The sequence below is a fragment of the Dryocola clanedunensis genome (assembly GCF_038405435.1).
Classification (GTDB): domain Bacteria; phylum Pseudomonadota; class Gammaproteobacteria; order Enterobacterales; family Enterobacteriaceae; genus Dryocola; species Dryocola clanedunensis_A.
This window is the reverse complement of the sequence record NZ_JBBYHZ010000005.1, coordinates 283,855-299,681: the sequence shown is the minus strand read 5'-3', so window position 1 is coordinate 299,681 and position 15,827 is coordinate 283,855. Positions and strand designations below refer to the sequence as shown.

General features: G+C 52.9%; 19 protein-coding genes and 1 pseudogene. 18 read left to right on the top strand and 2 right to left on the bottom strand.

All coding sequences use genetic code 11. The features are described 5' to 3' along the window. Nucleotides 1-2: 2 nt before the first annotated feature. The 10 genes from rseA to acpS all read left to right on the top strand — a co-directional run bounded on the left by rseA (nt 3) and on the right by acpS (nt 8,757). Nucleotides 3-650, top strand: coding sequence for an anti-sigma-E factor RseA (rseA, locus tag AAE045_RS14220; protein WP_455548279.1), 648 nt, complete (start codon nt 3-5; stop codon nt 648-650). After that, entirely contained in the window at nt 650-1,606 is a 957-nt protein-coding gene (gene rseB / locus AAE045_RS14215) for a sigma-E factor regulatory protein RseB (RefSeq protein WP_455548278.1), read from the top strand. The genes rseA and rseB overlap by 1 nt, the downstream gene beginning before the upstream one ends. Next, nucleotides 1,603-2,082 (top strand): SoxR-reducing system protein RseC, encoded by a 480-nt coding sequence (gene rseC / locus AAE045_RS14210; RefSeq protein ID WP_455548277.1) that lies wholly within the window; start codon nt 1,603-1,605, stop codon nt 2,080-2,082. Before rseB ends, rseC begins: the two co-directional genes overlap by 4 nt. A gap of 206 nt (nt 2,083-2,288) precedes the next feature. Next, the gene (gene lepA / locus AAE045_RS14205) at nt 2,289-4,088 is read left to right on the top strand and encodes a translation elongation factor 4 (protein WP_455548276.1); all 1,800 of its coding nucleotides are present in this window, start codon (nt 2,289-2,291) and stop codon (nt 4,086-4,088) included. 14 nt (nt 4,089-4,102) lie between these two features. Then, entirely contained in the window at nt 4,103-5,077 is a 975-nt protein-coding gene (gene lepB, locus AAE045_RS14200; protein WP_455548275.1) for a signal peptidase I, read from the top strand. 172 nt (nt 5,078-5,249) lie between these two features. Next, nucleotides 5,250-5,930, top strand: a complete 681-nt coding sequence (gene rnc, locus AAE045_RS14195; RefSeq protein ID WP_202303912.1) for a ribonuclease III — start codon at nt 5,250-5,252, stop codon at nt 5,928-5,930. Continuing rightward, nucleotides 5,927-6,829 (top strand): GTPase Era, encoded by a 903-nt coding sequence (gene era, locus AAE045_RS14190; protein WP_202303913.1) that lies wholly within the window; start codon nt 5,927-5,929, stop codon nt 6,827-6,829. Before rnc ends, era begins: the two co-directional genes overlap by 4 nt. A gap of 3 nt (nt 6,830-6,832) precedes the next feature. Continuing rightward, nucleotides 6,833-7,570, top strand: a complete 738-nt coding sequence (recO, locus tag AAE045_RS14185) for a DNA repair protein RecO (protein WP_455548274.1) — start codon at nt 6,833-6,835, stop codon at nt 7,568-7,570. Nucleotides 7,571-7,645: 75 nt separating this feature from the next. Further along, nucleotides 7,646-8,377 carry a pyridoxine 5'-phosphate synthase gene (pdxJ, locus tag AAE045_RS14180; RefSeq protein WP_455425426.1) on the top strand — a complete coding sequence of 244 codons (732 nt, stop codon included), beginning with the start codon at nt 7,646-7,648 and terminating at the stop codon, nt 8,375-8,377. Next, nucleotides 8,377-8,757 carry a holo-ACP synthase gene (gene acpS, locus AAE045_RS14175; protein WP_202303916.1) on the top strand — a complete coding sequence of 127 codons (381 nt, stop codon included), beginning with the start codon at nt 8,377-8,379 and terminating at the stop codon, nt 8,755-8,757. The genes pdxJ and acpS overlap by 1 nt, the downstream gene beginning before the upstream one ends. On the opposite strand, the gene AAE045_RS14170 is transcribed toward acpS, so the two are convergent. Beyond that, entirely contained in the window at nt 8,754-9,014 is a 261-nt protein-coding gene (locus AAE045_RS14170) for a YfhL family 4Fe-4S dicluster ferredoxin (protein ID WP_455548273.1), read from the bottom strand. The two genes, acpS and AAE045_RS14170, sit on opposite strands and share 4 nt — an antisense overlap. 780 nt (nt 9,015-9,794) lie before the next feature. On the opposite strand from AAE045_RS14170, the gene AAE045_RS14165 reads away from it, so the two are divergent. The 8 genes and pseudogenes from AAE045_RS14165 to AAE045_RS14130 form a co-directional block, all read left to right on the top strand. Beyond that, nucleotides 9,795-10,544 (top strand): LexA family transcriptional regulator, encoded by a 750-nt coding sequence (locus AAE045_RS14165; protein WP_455548304.1) that lies wholly within the window; start codon nt 9,795-9,797, stop codon nt 10,542-10,544. Nucleotides 10,545-10,799: 255 nt separating this feature from the next. Then, nucleotides 10,800-11,132 carry an antitermination protein N gene (locus AAE045_RS14160; RefSeq protein WP_455548272.1) on the top strand — a complete coding sequence of 111 codons (333 nt, stop codon included), beginning with the start codon at nt 10,800-10,802 and terminating at the stop codon, nt 11,130-11,132. 130 nt (nt 11,133-11,262) lie between these two features. Next, nucleotides 11,263-12,147 (top strand): esterase/lipase family protein, encoded by an 885-nt coding sequence (locus AAE045_RS14155; protein ID WP_455548303.1) that lies wholly within the window; start codon nt 11,263-11,265, stop codon nt 12,145-12,147. A 101-nt stretch (nt 12,148-12,248) separates the two neighbouring features. Beyond that, on the top strand, nt 12,249-12,548 hold the full coding sequence (locus AAE045_RS14150) for a hypothetical protein (RefSeq protein ID WP_455548271.1): 300 nt from the start codon (nt 12,249-12,251) through the stop codon (nt 12,546-12,548). Between the two features lie 2 nt (nt 12,549-12,550). Continuing rightward, nucleotides 12,551-13,036 carry a lysozyme gene (locus tag AAE045_RS14145; RefSeq protein ID WP_455548270.1) on the top strand — a complete coding sequence of 162 codons (486 nt, stop codon included), beginning with the start codon at nt 12,551-12,553 and terminating at the stop codon, nt 13,034-13,036. Next, nucleotides 13,033-13,509, top strand: a complete 477-nt coding sequence (locus AAE045_RS14140) for a lysis protein (protein WP_455548269.1) — start codon at nt 13,033-13,035, stop codon at nt 13,507-13,509. The genes AAE045_RS14145 and AAE045_RS14140 overlap by 4 nt, the downstream gene beginning before the upstream one ends. Before the next feature lie 66 nt (nt 13,510-13,575). Further along, nucleotides 13,576-14,010: a hypothetical protein gene (locus tag AAE045_RS14135; protein ID WP_455548268.1), complete on the top strand. Its 435-nt coding sequence runs from the start codon at nt 13,576-13,578 to the stop codon at nt 14,008-14,010. A gap of 60 nt (nt 14,011-14,070) precedes the next feature. Then, nucleotides 14,071-14,379 (top strand): annotated as a pseudogene (locus AAE045_RS14130) (lipid II-degrading bacteriocin); the annotation flags it as partial. A 499-nt stretch (nt 14,380-14,878) separates the two neighbouring features. Here AAE045_RS14130 and AAE045_RS14125 read toward each other — a convergent pair. Next, nucleotides 14,879-15,727 (bottom strand): MurR/RpiR family transcriptional regulator, encoded by an 849-nt coding sequence (locus AAE045_RS14125; RefSeq protein WP_455548267.1) that lies wholly within the window; start codon nt 15,725-15,727, stop codon nt 14,879-14,881. Between the last annotated feature and the right edge of the window lie 100 nt (nt 15,728-15,827).

Below are 15,827 nucleotides of genomic sequence, written 5' to 3'. Positions count from 1 at the left end.
GGATGCAGAAAGAACAGCTTTCCGCTTTAATGGATGGGGAGACTCTGGACAGCGAGCTGCTGGGTACGTTGTCGAAAGACGCGTCGTTGCAGCAAAGCTGGGAGAGCTACCACCTGATCCGCGACACCATGCGCGGAGATACCAGTGAGCTACTTCATTTTGATATTTCTGCCAAAGTGATGGCGGCGATTGAAAATGAACCAGTGCGTCAGGTCACGCCAATTATTCCGGAGCAGCAGCCTTCGCCTCAGCAATGGCAGAAAATGCCGTTCTGGCAAAAGGTGCGTCCATGGGCCAGCCAGCTCACCCAAATGGGCGTTGCCGCATGCGTATCGCTTGCGGTTATCGTCGGGGTGCAGCACTATAACGGTCAGTCAGATAATTCTGCACAGCCAGAAACGCCGGTCTTCAATACCTTACCTATGATGGGTAGAGCCAGCCCGGTCAGTTTAGGCGTGCCGTCTGACAGCACCGCCAGTACCGGTCAGCAGCAGGTTCAGGAACAGCGTCGTCGTATCAACGCTATGCTGCAGGATTACGAATTGCAGCGCCGTTTACACTCTGAACAGCTCCAGTTTGAACAGGCGCAAACCCAGCAGGCTGCGGTACAGGTGCCAGGAAACCAGACTTTAGGAACTCAATCGCAGTAATGAAGCAACTTTGGTGTGCTCTGTCTCTGATGGCGGGCAGCCTGTTGTTCACCTCCAACGCCTCGGCGGACACCGTTTCGTCCGGGGCGTTGTTGCAGCAGATGAACCAGGCGAGTCAGTCCCTCGATTACGAGCTGGCGTTTATCAGCATTAACAAGCAGGGGATAGAGTCTTTACGCTATCGCCATGCGCGGCTTGATAACCGACCGCTTGCGCAATTACTTCAGATGGATGGCCCGCGTCGGGAAGTTGTCCAGCGTGGGAGTGAAATCAGCTATTTTGAACCGGGCCTGGAACCTTTCACGCTCACCGGAGATTACATCGTTGATTCGCTGCCGTCTATCGTCTATACCGATTTCAAACGCTTAACTCCCTACTACGATTTTATCGCCGTGGGCCGCACGCGCATTGCCGACAGGCTGTGCGAAGTTATTCGCGTGGTCGCCCGGGATGGAACGCGTTACAGCTATATCGTCTGGATGGACACGGAAACCAAGCTGCCGATGCGCGTCGATTTACTGGACCGCGACGGTGAAACGCTTGAGCAGTTCCGGGTTATCTCCTTCTCGGTTAACACCCAGGTCAGCGGCACGATGCAAAACCTCGCGAAAGCGAACCTGCCGCCGCTGCTCTCTGTGCCGAGCAGCGATAAAGCAAACTTCACCTGGGCGCCCACCTGGCTGCCGCAGGGCTTCAGCGAAGTTTCAAGCAGCCGTCGTCCGTTGCCAACCGTTGATGTTCCTATCGAGTCACGTCTCTATTCCGACGGCTTGTTTAGCTTCTCGGTGAATATCAGCCAGGCGGGCACCGCCAGTAGCGATCAGCTGTTGCGTACCGGTCGTCGTACGGTCAGTTCTGTCGTGCGTGATAAAACCGAGATCACCGTCGTCGGTGAACTGCCGCCGCAAACGGCTAAGCGCATCGCGGACAGCATTAAATTCAGGAATGCCCAATGATTAAAGAGTGGGCAACGGTTGTCTCCTGGCAGAACGGCGAAGCCATTCTGCGCTGTGACGTCAAGGCATCCTGCAGCAGCTGCGCCTCTCGTGCTGGCTGCGGTACACGCTTATTGAACAAGCTGGGGCCGCAGAATCACCACATGCTGTCCGTAGCGATCGAACAGCCGCTGGTGGCAGGGCAAAAGGTTGAGCTGGGGATTGCCGAAGGCAGCCTGATCGGCTCGGCATTGCTGGTCTATATTTCGCCGCTGGTAGGGCTGTTTATCGTTGCCGCGCTTTTCCAGGCGCTGTTTGGCTCCGATCTCGCCGCGTTTTGTGGCGCGGTGCTGGGCGGCGTTGGCGGCTTTTTGGTCGCGCGAGGGTTTTCAGCAAAGCTGAGCCACCGTGCCGACTGGCAGCCCGTTATTCTTAGCGTTGCGTTACCGCCCGATGCGCTGCGCGTCGAGACAATCACCTCCGCAGATGGCCGGTAATCCTCCTCCGGCTGCTCTCCGATTTACACCTTCCGCCCGGCCTCCGTTATTACCTCAGCGAAGCTTGCAGGATGAGCTGTTTCCTCGCTTTCTGGTTGTAGTGTAGAATGCGTCGTTTCAGGCAGAATTCAGCCATGACATCCTGCTCCGTACAGCGCGAAGCGCCGAGCTCTCAGGCCATTTGTAAGGCATAAAAACCTCTAAATATGAAGAATATACGTAACTTTTCTATTATTGCCCACATCGACCACGGTAAATCGACGCTGTCTGACCGTATCATCCAGATTTGCGGCGGCCTGTCCGACCGCGAAATGGCAGCCCAGGTTCTGGATTCCATGGATCTGGAGCGTGAGCGCGGCATTACCATCAAAGCGCAGAGCGTGACGCTCGATTACAAAGCAAGCGATGGCGAAACTTATCACCTGAATTTCATCGACACCCCTGGCCACGTTGACTTCTCTTATGAAGTGTCGCGTTCTTTAGCCGCCTGCGAAGGCGCTCTGCTGGTGGTGGATGCCGGGCAGGGCGTAGAAGCCCAGACCCTGGCGAACTGCTACACCGCGCTGGAAATGGATCTGGAAGTCGTTCCGGTTCTGAACAAGATTGACCTGCCGGCCGCCGATCCCGAGCGCGCGGCGCAGGAAATTGAAGATATCGTTGGTATTGACGCCGCCGACGCGGTGCGCTGTTCAGCGAAAACCGGTCTGGGCGTGACGGACGTTCTGGAACGCCTGGTGCGTGATATTCCGGGGCCGGATGGCGATCCGGAGGCGCCGCTGCAGGCGCTGATCATCGACTCCTGGTTCGATAACTACCTTGGCGTTGTCTCTCTGGTGCGTATCAAAAACGGGACTATGAGAAAAGGCGACAAAATCAAGGTAATGAGCACCGGCCAGGTGTATAACGCCGACCGCATCGGTATCTTTACGCCAAAACGCGTAGACCGCGATATGCTCGGCTGCGGCGAAGTAGGCTGGCTGGTTTGTGCCATTAAAGACATTCTGGGTGCGCCAGTTGGCGATACCCTGACGCTTGCTCGTAACCCGGCAGATAAGGCGCTGCCGGGCTTTAAGAAAGTGAAACCGCAGGTTTATGCCGGTCTGTTCCCGGTTAGCTCCGATGATTACGAAAACTTCCGTGATGCGCTGGGTAAACTCAGCCTGAACGATGCTTCCCTGTTCTATGAGCCAGAAAGCTCAACGGCGCTGGGCTTCGGCTTCCGCTGCGGCTTCCTCGGCCTGCTGCATATGGAAATCATTCAGGAGCGTCTGGAACGCGAATACGATCTGGATCTGATCACCACGGCACCAACGGTAGTTTATGAAGTTGAAACTACCGGCGGCGAAACGATCTATGTTGATAGCCCATCCAAGCTGCCAGCGCTGAACAATATCGCCGAACTGCGTGAGCCGATCGCCGAGTGTCATATGCTGATGCCGCAGGAGTATCTGGGCAGCGTTATCACTCTGTGTATCGAGAAGCGTGGCGTGCAGACCAATATGGTTTACCACGGTAACCAGGTTGCCCTGACCTATGAAATCCCAATGGCGGAAGTCGTTCTCGACTTCTTCGACCGCCTGAAGTCTACCTCCCGTGGCTATGCGTCACTGGACTACAACTTCAAACGCTTCCAGGCCTCTGACATGGTGCGCGTTGACGTGCTGATCAACGGCGATCGCGTGGATGCCCTGGCGCTGATCACCCACCGCGGCAACTCCCAGTTCCGTGGACGTCAGCTGGTTGAGAAAATGCAGGAACTTATTCCACGCCAGCAATTTGACATCGCTATTCAGGCGGCAATCGGCGCGCACATTATTGCCCGTTCCACCGTGAAACAGCTGCGTAAAAACGTACTGGCAAAATGCTACGGCGGTGACGTAAGCCGTAAGAAGAAGCTGCTGCAGAAGCAGAAAGACGGTAAGAAACGCATGAAGCAGGTCGGTAACGTCGAGCTGCCGCAGGAAGCGTTCCTCGCCATTCTGCACGTTGGCAAAGACGGCAAATAATTTAAGGAGTTGGCATGGCGAATATGTTCGCTTTGATCCTCGTGATAGCCACGCTGGTGACAGGCTTGTTATGGTGCATTGATAAGTTTATTTTTGCGCCAAAGCGTCGTGAAAAGCAGGCGGCGGCTCAGGCTGCTGCCGGCGAAAGCATCGATGCAAAAAACCTCAAGAAAGTGGGTCCTAAACCCGGCTGGCTGGAAACAGGCGCGTCCGTATTCCCGGTGCTGGCAATCGTACTGATTGTGCGCTCGTTTGTTTACGAGCCGTTCCAGATCCCGTCAGGCTCGATGATGCCGACGCTGTTAATTGGCGATTTTATTCTGGTCGAGAAGTTTGCTTACGGCATTAAAGATCCTATTTACCAGAAAACGCTCATTGAAACCGGTCATCCTAAGCGCGGCGATATCGTGGTATTTAAATATCCCGAAGATCCGCGTCTTGATTATATTAAACGTGCAGTGGGTTTACCGGGTGACCGCGTAAGCTACGACCCGGTCGCTAAACAGGTCACCGTACAGCCAAACTGCAGCTCCGGTCAGGCCTGTGAAAACGCGCTGCCGATTACTTACAGCAACGTTGAGCCAAGTGATTTCGTTCAGACCTTTGCGCGTCGTAACGGCGGTGAGGCAAGTTCAGGCTTCTTCCAGCTGCCGCTGAACCAGACCAAAGAAGGTGGCATCCGCCTCGCGGAACGCAAAGAGACGTTGGGTGATGTCACCCACCGCATTCTGACCGTGCCGGTCGCACAGGATCAGCTGGGGATGTACTACCAGCAGCCAGGCCAGCAGCTGGCCACCTGGATTGTCCCGCCGGGCCATTACTTTATGATGGGTGATAACCGCGACAACAGCGCCGACAGCCGCTACTGGGGCTTTGTTCCGGAGCAAAACCTGGTGGGCAAAGCAACGGCCATCTGGATGAGTTTCGAGAAGCAGGAAGGTGAATGGCCAACCGGCGTTCGTCTGAGTCGTATTGGTGGAATTCATTGATCAAATAAAACTATTCAGATAACGACTTTCTATGTCGTTATCTATAGAATATCCCCCCGTAATAAGGTTGGCTCCTCAATGAGGAGCCACGGCACACGAAACAGCGTTGGTTTCCCTTTTTCAGGTCTGTTCCGTGTGCTGAATAATTGACGCATTCATTAATTGGTATCGCATGAATCCCATCGTAATCACCAGGCTGCAGCGAAAGCTGGGCTACACTTTTGTACATCAGGATCTGTTACAGCAGGCTTTAACCCACCGCAGCGCCAGCAGCAAGCACAACGAGCGTCTGGAATTTCTGGGTGACTCCATTCTGAGCTATGTAATCGCTAATGCGCTTTATCACCGTTTTCCTCGTGTCGACGAAGGTGATATGAGCCGCATGCGTGCCACGCTGGTGCGTGGTAATACGCTGGCGGAAATTGCCCGTGAATTTGACCTGGGCGAATGCCTGCGTCTGGGGCCGGGCGAGCTGAAAAGTGGTGGTTTCCGTCGGGAATCCATCCTTGCTGATACCGTGGAAGCCTTAATCGGCGGCGTGTTCCTCGACAGTGATATTCAGAACGTCGAGCGTTTGATCCTCGCGTGGTATCAATCCCGTCTGGATGAAATCAGCCCGGGCGACAAGCAAAAAGATCCGAAAACGCGTCTGCAGGAGTATCTGCAGGGTCGCCATCTGCCGCTGCCTTCCTATCTGGTGGTGCAGGTCCGTGGTGAAGCGCACGATCAGGAATTTACCATTCACTGTCAGGTGAGTGGCCTGCCTGAGCCGGTCGTTGGGACCGGGTCAAGCCGCCGTAAAGCGGAACAGGCTGCAGCTGAGCAGGCGCTTAAAAAGCTGGAGCTGGAATGAACGAAGAACAAACATTTTGCGGGTTCGTGGCCATCGTTGGTCGCCCGAACGTCGGCAAATCCACGCTGCTGAACCAGCTGCTTGGGCAAAAAGTCTCTATTACCTCGCGTAAAGCGCAGACCACGCGTCACCGCATCATGGGCATCCATACCGAAGGGGCTTATCAGGCGATTTACGTCGATACTCCGGGGCTGCACATGGAAGAAAAACGCGCCATCAACCGCCTGATGAACAAAGCTGCCAGCAGCTCCATCGGCGATGTTGAGCTGGTTATCTTCGTTGTCGAAGGCACCAAGTGGACCGCAGACGACGAGATGGTGCTTAACAAGCTGCGCGATGCGCGCGCGCCGGTTATCCTCGCGGTAAACAAGGTGGATAACGTACAGGATAAGGGCATACTGCTGCCGCACCTGCAGTTCCTGGGCAGCCAGATGAACTTCCTGGATATCGTTCCAATTTCTGCTGAAACCGGCATGAACGTCGATACTATTGCCAGCATCGTGCGTAAGCGCCTGCCGGAAGCGATTCATCACTTCCCGGAAGACTACATCACCGACCGCTCCCAGCGCTTTATGGCTTCGGAAATCATCCGTGAAAAGCTGATGCGTTTCCTGGGGGCTGAGCTGCCGTACTCCGTTACCGTTGAGATCGAACAGTTCGTGACAAACGCGCGTGGCGGTTACGATATCAACGGTCTGATTCTGGTGGAGCGTGAAGGCCAGAAGAAGATGGTTATCGGCAACAAAGGCGCCAAAATCAAAACTATCGGTATTGAAGCGCGTAAGGACATGGAAGACATGTTCGAAGCGAAAATCCATCTGGAGCTTTGGGTTAAAGTTAAATCCGGCTGGGCTGATGACGAGCGCGCGCTGCGCAGCCTCGGTTATACAGACGACTAACCAATGGAAGGCTGGCAGAGGGCTTTTGTCCTGCATAGTCGCCCCTGGAGCGAAACCAGCCTTCTCCTTGACCTGTTTTCTGAAGAGTCCGGACGAGTTCGTGTTATTGCCAAAGGCGCACGCTCTCGTCGCTCTAACCTGAAGGGCGCATTACAGCCTTTCACCCCCCTGCTGGTACGCTGGGGCGGACGTGGCGAAGTTAAAACGCTGCGTAGCGCCGAAGCCGTCTCCCTTGCCCTTCCTCTCAGCGGTATCTCCCTCTACAGCGGTCTTTACGTTAACGAGCTTGTCTCCCGCGTGCTGGAGCAGGAATCGCGATTCTCGGAGCTTTTCTTCGATTATCTGCACTGCATTCAGGCACTGGCCGGAACCAATGGATCCCCAGAACCTGCGCTGCGTCGCTTTGAGCTGGCGCTGCTTGGGCACCTTGGCTATGGCGTCGATTTTCTGCACTGTGCAGGCAGCGGCGATGAAGTTGCGGATACCATGACCTACCGCTATCGCGAAGAGAAAGGATTTATCGCGAGCCTGGTCATCGACAACAAGAGCTTCACCGGCCATGAGCTTAAGGCACTGGCGACCCGCGAATTCCCGGATGTCGCAACCCTGCGGGCGGCTAAACGCTTCACCCGCATGGCGCTAAAGCCCTACCTCGGCGGCAAGCCGCTCAAAAGCCGCGAGCTGTTCCGTCAGTTTGTGCCGAAAAAACCACCGCTCAAATCCCCGCAAGACCCTCAATAACATCCTGGTCATAGCCATACTTTCTCTCCCCGGTGTACACTGCCGGACATATCGTTCTGATTTCCGAGGATAGTCATGGCTGAATTATTGTTAGGCGTAAACATCGATCACATCGCAACGCTGCGCAACGCGCGCGGCACGGCTTATCCGGACCCGGTTCAGGCTGCGTTTATCGCCGAACAGGCAGGGGCCGACGGCATCACCGTGCACCTGCGTGAAGATCGCCGCCACATCACCGACCGCGACGTGCGCGTCCTGCGCCAGACCCTCGACACTCGTATGAATCTTGAAATGGCCGTCACCGAAGAGATGATCGGCATCGCCTGCGAAACCAAACCGCATTTCTGCTGCCTGGTGCCCGAAAAGCGTCAGGAAGTTACCACCGAAGGCGGCCTGGACGTGGCGGGGCAGCTCGACAAAATGCGCGATGCCTGCAAACGCCTGGCGGATGCCGGCATTCTGGTTTCCCTGTTTATCGATGCCGACCACGCGCAAATTGACGCCGCAGTAGCGGTGGGCGCGCCTTATATCGAAATTCATACCGGCTGTTATGCCGATGCGGAAGATGAAGCGACCCAGGCAAAAGAGCTGGCACGCATTGCCGAAGCCGCGACTTATGCCGCGGGCAAAGGCCTGAAGGTCAATGCCGGGCACGGCCTGACCTACCACAACGTGCAGGCTATTGCGCGTCTGCCAGAAATGCACGAGCTGAACATCGGCCACGCCATAATTGGCCGCGCGGTAATGAGCGGCCTGAAAGAAGCAGTGTCGGAAATGAAACGTCTGATGCAGGAAGCGCGCCGCTAATGGCTATTCTTGGCCTCGGCACCGACATCGTGGAGATTGCGCGCATTGAGAGCGTGATCTCCCGCTCGGGTGACCGCCTGGCGAAGCGTGTGCTGAGCGCCAACGAATGGAAGCAGTACGAAGCGCACCAGCAGCCGGTGCGCTTTCTTGCCAAACGCTTTGCCGTTAAGGAAGCGGCGGCGAAAGCCTTCGGCACGGGGATCCGTAACGGGCTGGCGTTCAACCAGTTTGAGGTCTTTAACGATGCTTTAGGGAAACCGCAGCTACGGTTCTGGGAAGAGGCGGAGCGGCTGGCCGAGCGAATGGGCGTGCGTTCAGTACACGTAACGCTGGCTGACGAACGTCATTACGCCTGCGCCACGGTGATTATCGAGAACTAGATCTTATCGGCGTGGTGGAGCTGCACAAACTTGTCCCACAGCTGCTCTTCGCTCTCAATATGTGCCGGGTCGACGATAATCGTATTCACTATCGGGCAGACCTGCTGGCAGGTAGGCGTTTCGTAATGGCCGATGCACTGCGTACAACGATCGACATCGATCTGATAGATGCTGTCGCCCATGGAGATGGCCTGGTTCGGGCACTCCGGTTCGCACATATCGCAGTTGATGCATTTCTTTGTGATTAATAAAGCCATTTCAACGAGTTACCAGTTTCTTTCAGCAAGCGCATAAGTTTCGAAGGGCGCACTTTACCACAATAGCCGGTTTCACCCAATAACGATGAATATTTAATCGTCGCGCGGTGCGAGCAATACCTGTTGGCTAAGTGCAACTAAAGAAAGATCGTAATTAACCAATGTAGCCAGCGGGAATATCAACAACCAGGTTTAAAAATAAATAAACCTGGCGTTTACTTTGCCCGATGGCCGTACGGGAAAATTGAAATGGAACAATATGTGCTGCTATTACTGTGCAGAGTTGGAATCATTCAACGTCACGTCTTCCGGGAAGATCGTGTTAGCTACGTGAATCAACGCGACGCCAGTAAGTGCAGAAAGGCTAATAATTACAATGGCTAATGTCAACATCATGATGATTCCTTCAGGCGATAACAGAGAACAGGGCGAACAGGCCAAAGACCGAAGCAAAGAAAAGTATTGCATCGGCGACAGTGATAAATCCATGCATGATCATACTCTCCTTAAAATAAGGGCGGGATGATCGTTTTATTTGCTGTCGGCATATTAACCAAAAATGCTTTTGGCTATTTAAAAATAAACTGCCGCTTAACTTTCTTATGCATGGAATAGTAATAAGGATATATCCGTTCTCCGATATGTCAAAGACCTGTATTTTTATACAGCTCTGGGTGTAGGATGCTTATCATTGCACGTGCGTGAAGGGCCTGTATGAACTTTAAGTACGTGTTATACTGTGAACCATTAGTCTCACAAAGAAAGGTTATGACCGTACTTATGGTACAGAGAGATCAGCTTCGCCAGGCCTTCTCCCGCCGCCTGGCCCAGGCCTGTACGCAGGCTAACCTCGATGAATTTGGCCGGGGAATGGCGATTGCAAGGGCATTAGGCGTGTCGTCAAAGGCCGTCAGCAAGTGGCTGAACGCCGAGTCTGTTCCCCGGCAGGACAAGATGTACGAACTTGCTGCATTTCTGGGTGCGGATGTGCTTTGGCTGCAGCACGGTAACGAGGGCGGGTTCCCAGGGGAGGGCAGGGAAGTCATGCAGTCTTTCCCGGCGAACGACGTTACGCCATTTTATATCCCGACCCCGGAAGCCGGTTTCCGGGTTGACGTGCTGGACATTGAAGCCAGCGCGGGTCCGGGCTGCATTACCTCAAGCGATGTGACCGAAACCATCAATCACATCGTCTACGACAGCCAGGAAGCGCTGGAGCTTTTCGGCCACCGACCCGCCTCCAGTATCAAAGTTATCACCGTTACGGGTGACAGCATGTCCGGCACTATTGAACTGGGTGATTACATTTTTGTCGATATCGCGAAGGATTACTTCGACGGCGACGGGATTTACGTCTTCCTCTACAAAGGCCAGCTGCTGGTCAAGCGCCTGCAAATGACTCACGACAGCCTGCTGGTACATTCCGACAATCCCAAATACGCCGACTGGAACATTCACGAAGAAAACGAGCAGCATCTCAAGATCATCGGCAGGGTGATGTACAGCCATTCAATTCGCCGCCACGCCTGAAGTTACGCCGTCGGAAAAAATAAATACCTTATAAATCAATGATAAAGATAATGAGGTCATTTTTTATTTGTAATTCGTACTTTAGGTTCTTGACGTATTTGTACCTTTGGTTCAATATTGATTCATCAGCAGGAGGTATGACTCACAGGAAGTGAATGCTCATTAACAGCCAGCCCTGAAAAAGGGTGCATACGCCAAAGCAACAGGCTTTGGGATATCTGCGGATATCGCCAAAGTTGATTGACAGGAGGTTGTATGGATTCACAGGCTCGCCGCCGCAAGCGGCGTGAGGCGAAACAGGCGGCCTGGAAAGCGGCTAACCCTTTGCTCGTCGGCATCACTGCCGGACCCGTCGCTTCTCCGCCACTCATTCTTACCCGCAAACCATCGGACAGGGTGGCTAACTCCCTCGAAGTGGTTAACGCCTATGGTTTACAAATTCTTCAGAATGCCGAACATTACGCCGCGCTTCGTCGCAGCATAAATGAGAAACAACGACGGATATACCAGGCGCTACCCAGGCGCTCGGCCGGTCCAGATGCAACCGGCAAACAGACCCGGCGCGGTAAATCCATTCCATTAATTTAAATTTATTTCATCACCGCTAATTATTGTACCCCAAATAGTTATCCGTGTATTACCTGACGGCAAAGTTTGCTGCGCCTCAGTTCGCGTGGCTGACGGCGCTTATTATATTAATAACAATGGAAGTTATATTATGAAAAATAGAGCTAAATTGAATTACCCGGTTATTCTGGTTCATGGCCTGTTTGGATTTGATAAAATCGCTGGCGTATATCCGTATTTTTACGGCGTTCAGAAAGCGCTGGAGAAGGCAGGCGCAGAGGTTTTCGTCGCCTCCGTTTCAGCGTCCAACAATAACGAAGTGCGTGGGCAACAGCTTCTCAAATTTATTGAGGAGGTTCTGATTAAAACTGGCGCTGATAAGGTAAATCTAATCGGCCACAGCCAGGGGCCGCTGGCCTGCCGCTATGTTGCCGCCGTTCATCCGGAGCTTGTCGCTTCGGTAACCTCAGTGAATGGTGTCAATCACGGTTCCGAAATTGCGGACCTTGTCAGGCTCGTCTTTAAGCCAGGCTATCTTCCCGAAGCAATTGCCAATGCGGTAATGAACACTCTGGCTACGCTTCTTTCGACTTTGGCAGGGCGCCCGTATATGCCGCAGTCGGCCAGAGAAGCTATTGATGCTCTTACGACTAAAAGCGTGATGGCTTTTAATAAAAAATATCCGCAGGGGCTGCCGCAGACCTGGGGAGGCGAAGGCAAAGAAGTTGAAAACGGCGTTTATTATTACTCCTGGAGCGGTATCGTCACTTATAACCCGTTAACGCAGGGTATTAATAATCTCGATCCTCTGCGGGCAGCGATGGTTGGCCTTTCAATATTATTTGTCAAAGAGCGTTTCCAGAATGACGGGCTGGTTGGGCGTTTCAGCACCCATCTTGGTAAAGTGATTCGTTCAGATTATGAAATGGATCATTATGACGCCATCAACCAGACTGCGGGAATAGTCGGCTGCAAAGTTAAGCCGCTCAAACTTTATGAAGAGCATATCAAACGGCTAATTTCAAAAGGATTGTAACACTTCAATATAAATCGGTTACTCCTCCGCCTGTAATAAGCCCAGACTCCTGATTGCTCTCTCTTATTACCCTTCGGGTTAATCCACAATGAGATCCCTTCATGAATGACCAGCCAGTAAATATGGTGACGCAGGCCTTTGCGTGGCTTGCGGCATTGGCTGCCGGTCTGGGTATCACAACACAGGATGTGGTTTACATGATATTCGGGCTGGCGGGCGTCGCAATTTCATTTGCCTCTTATATCAGCTCACGAATAGATGCCCATCGCCGACAAAAAGAGGAGGAGAAACGAACCCAGTTATTACAGGACTATCTGGTCAGTTTAAAAAATCTAAGCGTAGCCGAGCGGGTAACAGCAGCTGGTGCCGCCCGCGAGGCCGTCAACCGGACAGGAGGATAAGCATGTCTCCAGGCCTTAGAAAATTACTTATTAGCCTGACTGGCGCCAGCGCGCTGACGATAGCCAGCGTTATGGTGCCGGAGCTCGAAGGCGTGCGCTACACGCCTTATCGGGACGTAGCGGGTGTGCTGACCGTTTGTTACGGCCATACCGGCAAAGACATTATTCCAGGCAAACGCTACGGCCAGAACGAGTGCGAAAAAATCCTCAGTGAAGATTTACAGCCGTTTTCCCGCGCAGTTGAACAGGCCGTCACAGTTCCGGCAGATGAATACCAAAAAGCCGCTTTAATCAGCTTTAGCTACAACGTGGGGATCTCCGCTTTCGAGCACTCATCCGTTTTACGTTACCTGAACGCAGGGGAGACGGAAAAAGCCTGCGCTGGCCTCAGGCAGTGGATTTGGGCCGGCGGCAGAAAATGGCAGGGGCTGGTTAATCGACGCGACGTCGAATACGAAGTTTGTCACTGGCGCAGGAGTCAGCCATGAAGCTTTTAATCATTGTGACGGTTTGCCTGCTGCTGGGGAGCACGCTTGGCTTATATCGCTATCAGACCCTATATCAGCAGCAGCGACAGCAAACGGCAGCGGCGCAGACCCGGCTACTTGAGCAGCAGAGCATCATGAATAGCCTGCGTGAACGTCAGCAGCAGCTGGCTGCACTGGATGCCCGCTATACCTCGGAGTTGAACAATGCTCAGAAAACTATTGATGATTTGCAGCGCGACGTGGCTGCTGGCACTAAGCGGCTGCGCCTCCGGGCCACCTGTCAGCCAGTGCCAGCCGCCAGCGCCCCCACCGGCGTGGATGATGCAGCCAGCCCCGGACTTACAGACGCCGCTGAACGGGATTATTTCCGTCTCCGAAGCCGCACCGCCCTCGCCTTAAAACAGCTGGCTGGGCTTCAGGAGTATGTCCGGCAACAGTGTCTTAATTCTAACGATAAAGGAGAAATAAAATAACAACGGTTAATACCGATAATCGAGTTAATTTTTCAATGTTTTAGTGAAATTTAATAAGGATATTATATGTCGAAAGATATAATAGTGGTTACTGGCTCGCCGGTGAAAACTTTTAACTTTGGAAACCTGGGTGAAATTAATCTCGGTAGAAATCGCATGAGCATGTCCCCGCGTGGGAATGGTGACCCATTAAGTGATTTTCCCATGATGGAGGCTATGGAGGATGGTACCTGGACGAAAGCTCTTTTGGCCTGCCTTCTTGACCCCAAGGAAAAGCAAAGCCATAAAATAATGATGCTGCGTGATTGTGCATACCGAGAAGCTTTAGCTTCGGTCAGGCCTAAAGTGGATTATTTTAATCAAACATCGGGGCACCCACCTAAAACCTGGAAATCATCTGCCAGTACAAAAAAACTTACTAATCGCGCATTTGCTCCGCTGCGCGCGCTGGAACATTATAGAGAAGGAAGTGGAAAACCCTTAAGTATTTCTCTGGATTAACTTAACTTAACTAAATCTCTTGCGACGCTTACGCCGGTTGCATCGGCCCTTAAAAATAAGGCTCCCGGAGAGTATCGTATCGCCGCCGATTTTAGCTACAACTTTCAGGGGAGAGATAATACAATCTGGCTTTTGCTGGGACGTATTACACTTCGAACTGAAGGGCAGTTACGCATTGATAGTAGTAATTCCTGGACTTATAAGGGCGTGGTACGAGCATACAACGATATCTTTGATGCGAATCCTGACGCTAGCCGTGGTCCTCTTGGGGAAGCATTAACGCATATCCTTTCAGGGATGGAGGGAAAGCCCTTTCAAATCGAAATTCCGGGCGAAGTTCCGGTGTTTTTATCTGGTGATACACGCTAAAGATAAAGAGCTGACAGGGTTATCCCCTGTCAGTGCTATATTCAATGTAGTCCGTATTACATTCAAAAATTGCAAAGTATCTAACCTTTTTGCCATTGCCTTCTACCCGGAATTGCGTGAAATAAGTGTCCTTCTCAGAGCTTTGTTCGCTCACGAAGGTTAGTATTGGATTCGGCCCAAGTTCGTCGTAGCCACTAATTCGCGGATAATATCGGGTAAGAAAGTCTTTTTTTATAATTTCTTGAGCCTGCTGATAAGATATCTCTGAACAACCAGATCTCTTATTAGATAGGGAGTATTCCAGAATAAATAATAAAATGAATATTGAGATAACTAAAAGAGTAATTCTTTTTATCATGACCCCATCTTCCTTGAATAGAACCCACCATTGGTGAGAATTATTATCATTTACGAGGGGCGAGTCAATACCATGCATGTATATTCCTACGACATGACCTGCGGTCCATGGCAACGTGGGTTGCTTCCCTGCATATTTTCCTCAGACCAATTTCTTCACCAAAGCCTCGCTATGCCTGATACGCCCCGGTGCGTGTTCCAGATCCTGCTGCACCAGCGCCATAAACAGAAGGTCAGCCAGCATCATCTGGGCGCTGGTGGAGGAGATGGCCGCGCTGCGCGTGGCCTGCTCTTCGGCAATGGTATAGAGGCACAGCGAGGCGCGCTGCTGCAGAGCGTTTGGCGTGAAGCCGGTGATGGCGAGAATTTTTGCACCGGTGCGCAGCGTCTCGTCAGCGGCGAGGTTTATCTCGCGGCGTTCACCGGAGTAAGAAATTGCCAGCAGGACGTCGTCCGGGCTTAACGCCTGCGAGGTTGCCAGCAGGGCGTGCATATCCAGTTCGGCGACCGCGTTAATGCCGATTTTCATTAATTTCCACGCGAAGTTTTTCGCCACCAGCCCGGAAGCACCAATGCCAACCAGCAGCACCCGGCGTGCCTTACGCAGCATGGCGACGCTGGCCAGCAGTTTATCTTCACTATTGATATCAAGGGTGGCGTGCATCGCGGCGAGATTATCTTTAATCAGCTTCTCACCGACCAGCCGCAGGGGGTCATCTCCCTGAATCTGGTTATGCACCAGCACCGAGTGGGGGACCTGGCCGCTGGCGAGGGCTTCGCTGATGGCAAGTTTCAGCGCCGGGAAACCTTTGAATCCCATCTTCTGGGAAAATTTCACCACGCTGGACTGGCTGACTCCGGCTTCCAGCGCAAGCTGCTGCGAGCTGAGATGGCGGGCATGTTCTGCGTTTGCTAACAGAAAGTCCGCCAGCTTGCGGTCGCTCTGGGCGAGCGTCGTGTAACGCTGGCGGATTCGCAGTAAACAGTTCATTTCCTCTCCGTTAAGTCTGAGCCAGGTAAGATTGTTAAATAGTAACGTATTTTCCCCGCTGGCATGATTGTTAAATTCCATTTATGCGAGGCCCGGTGGA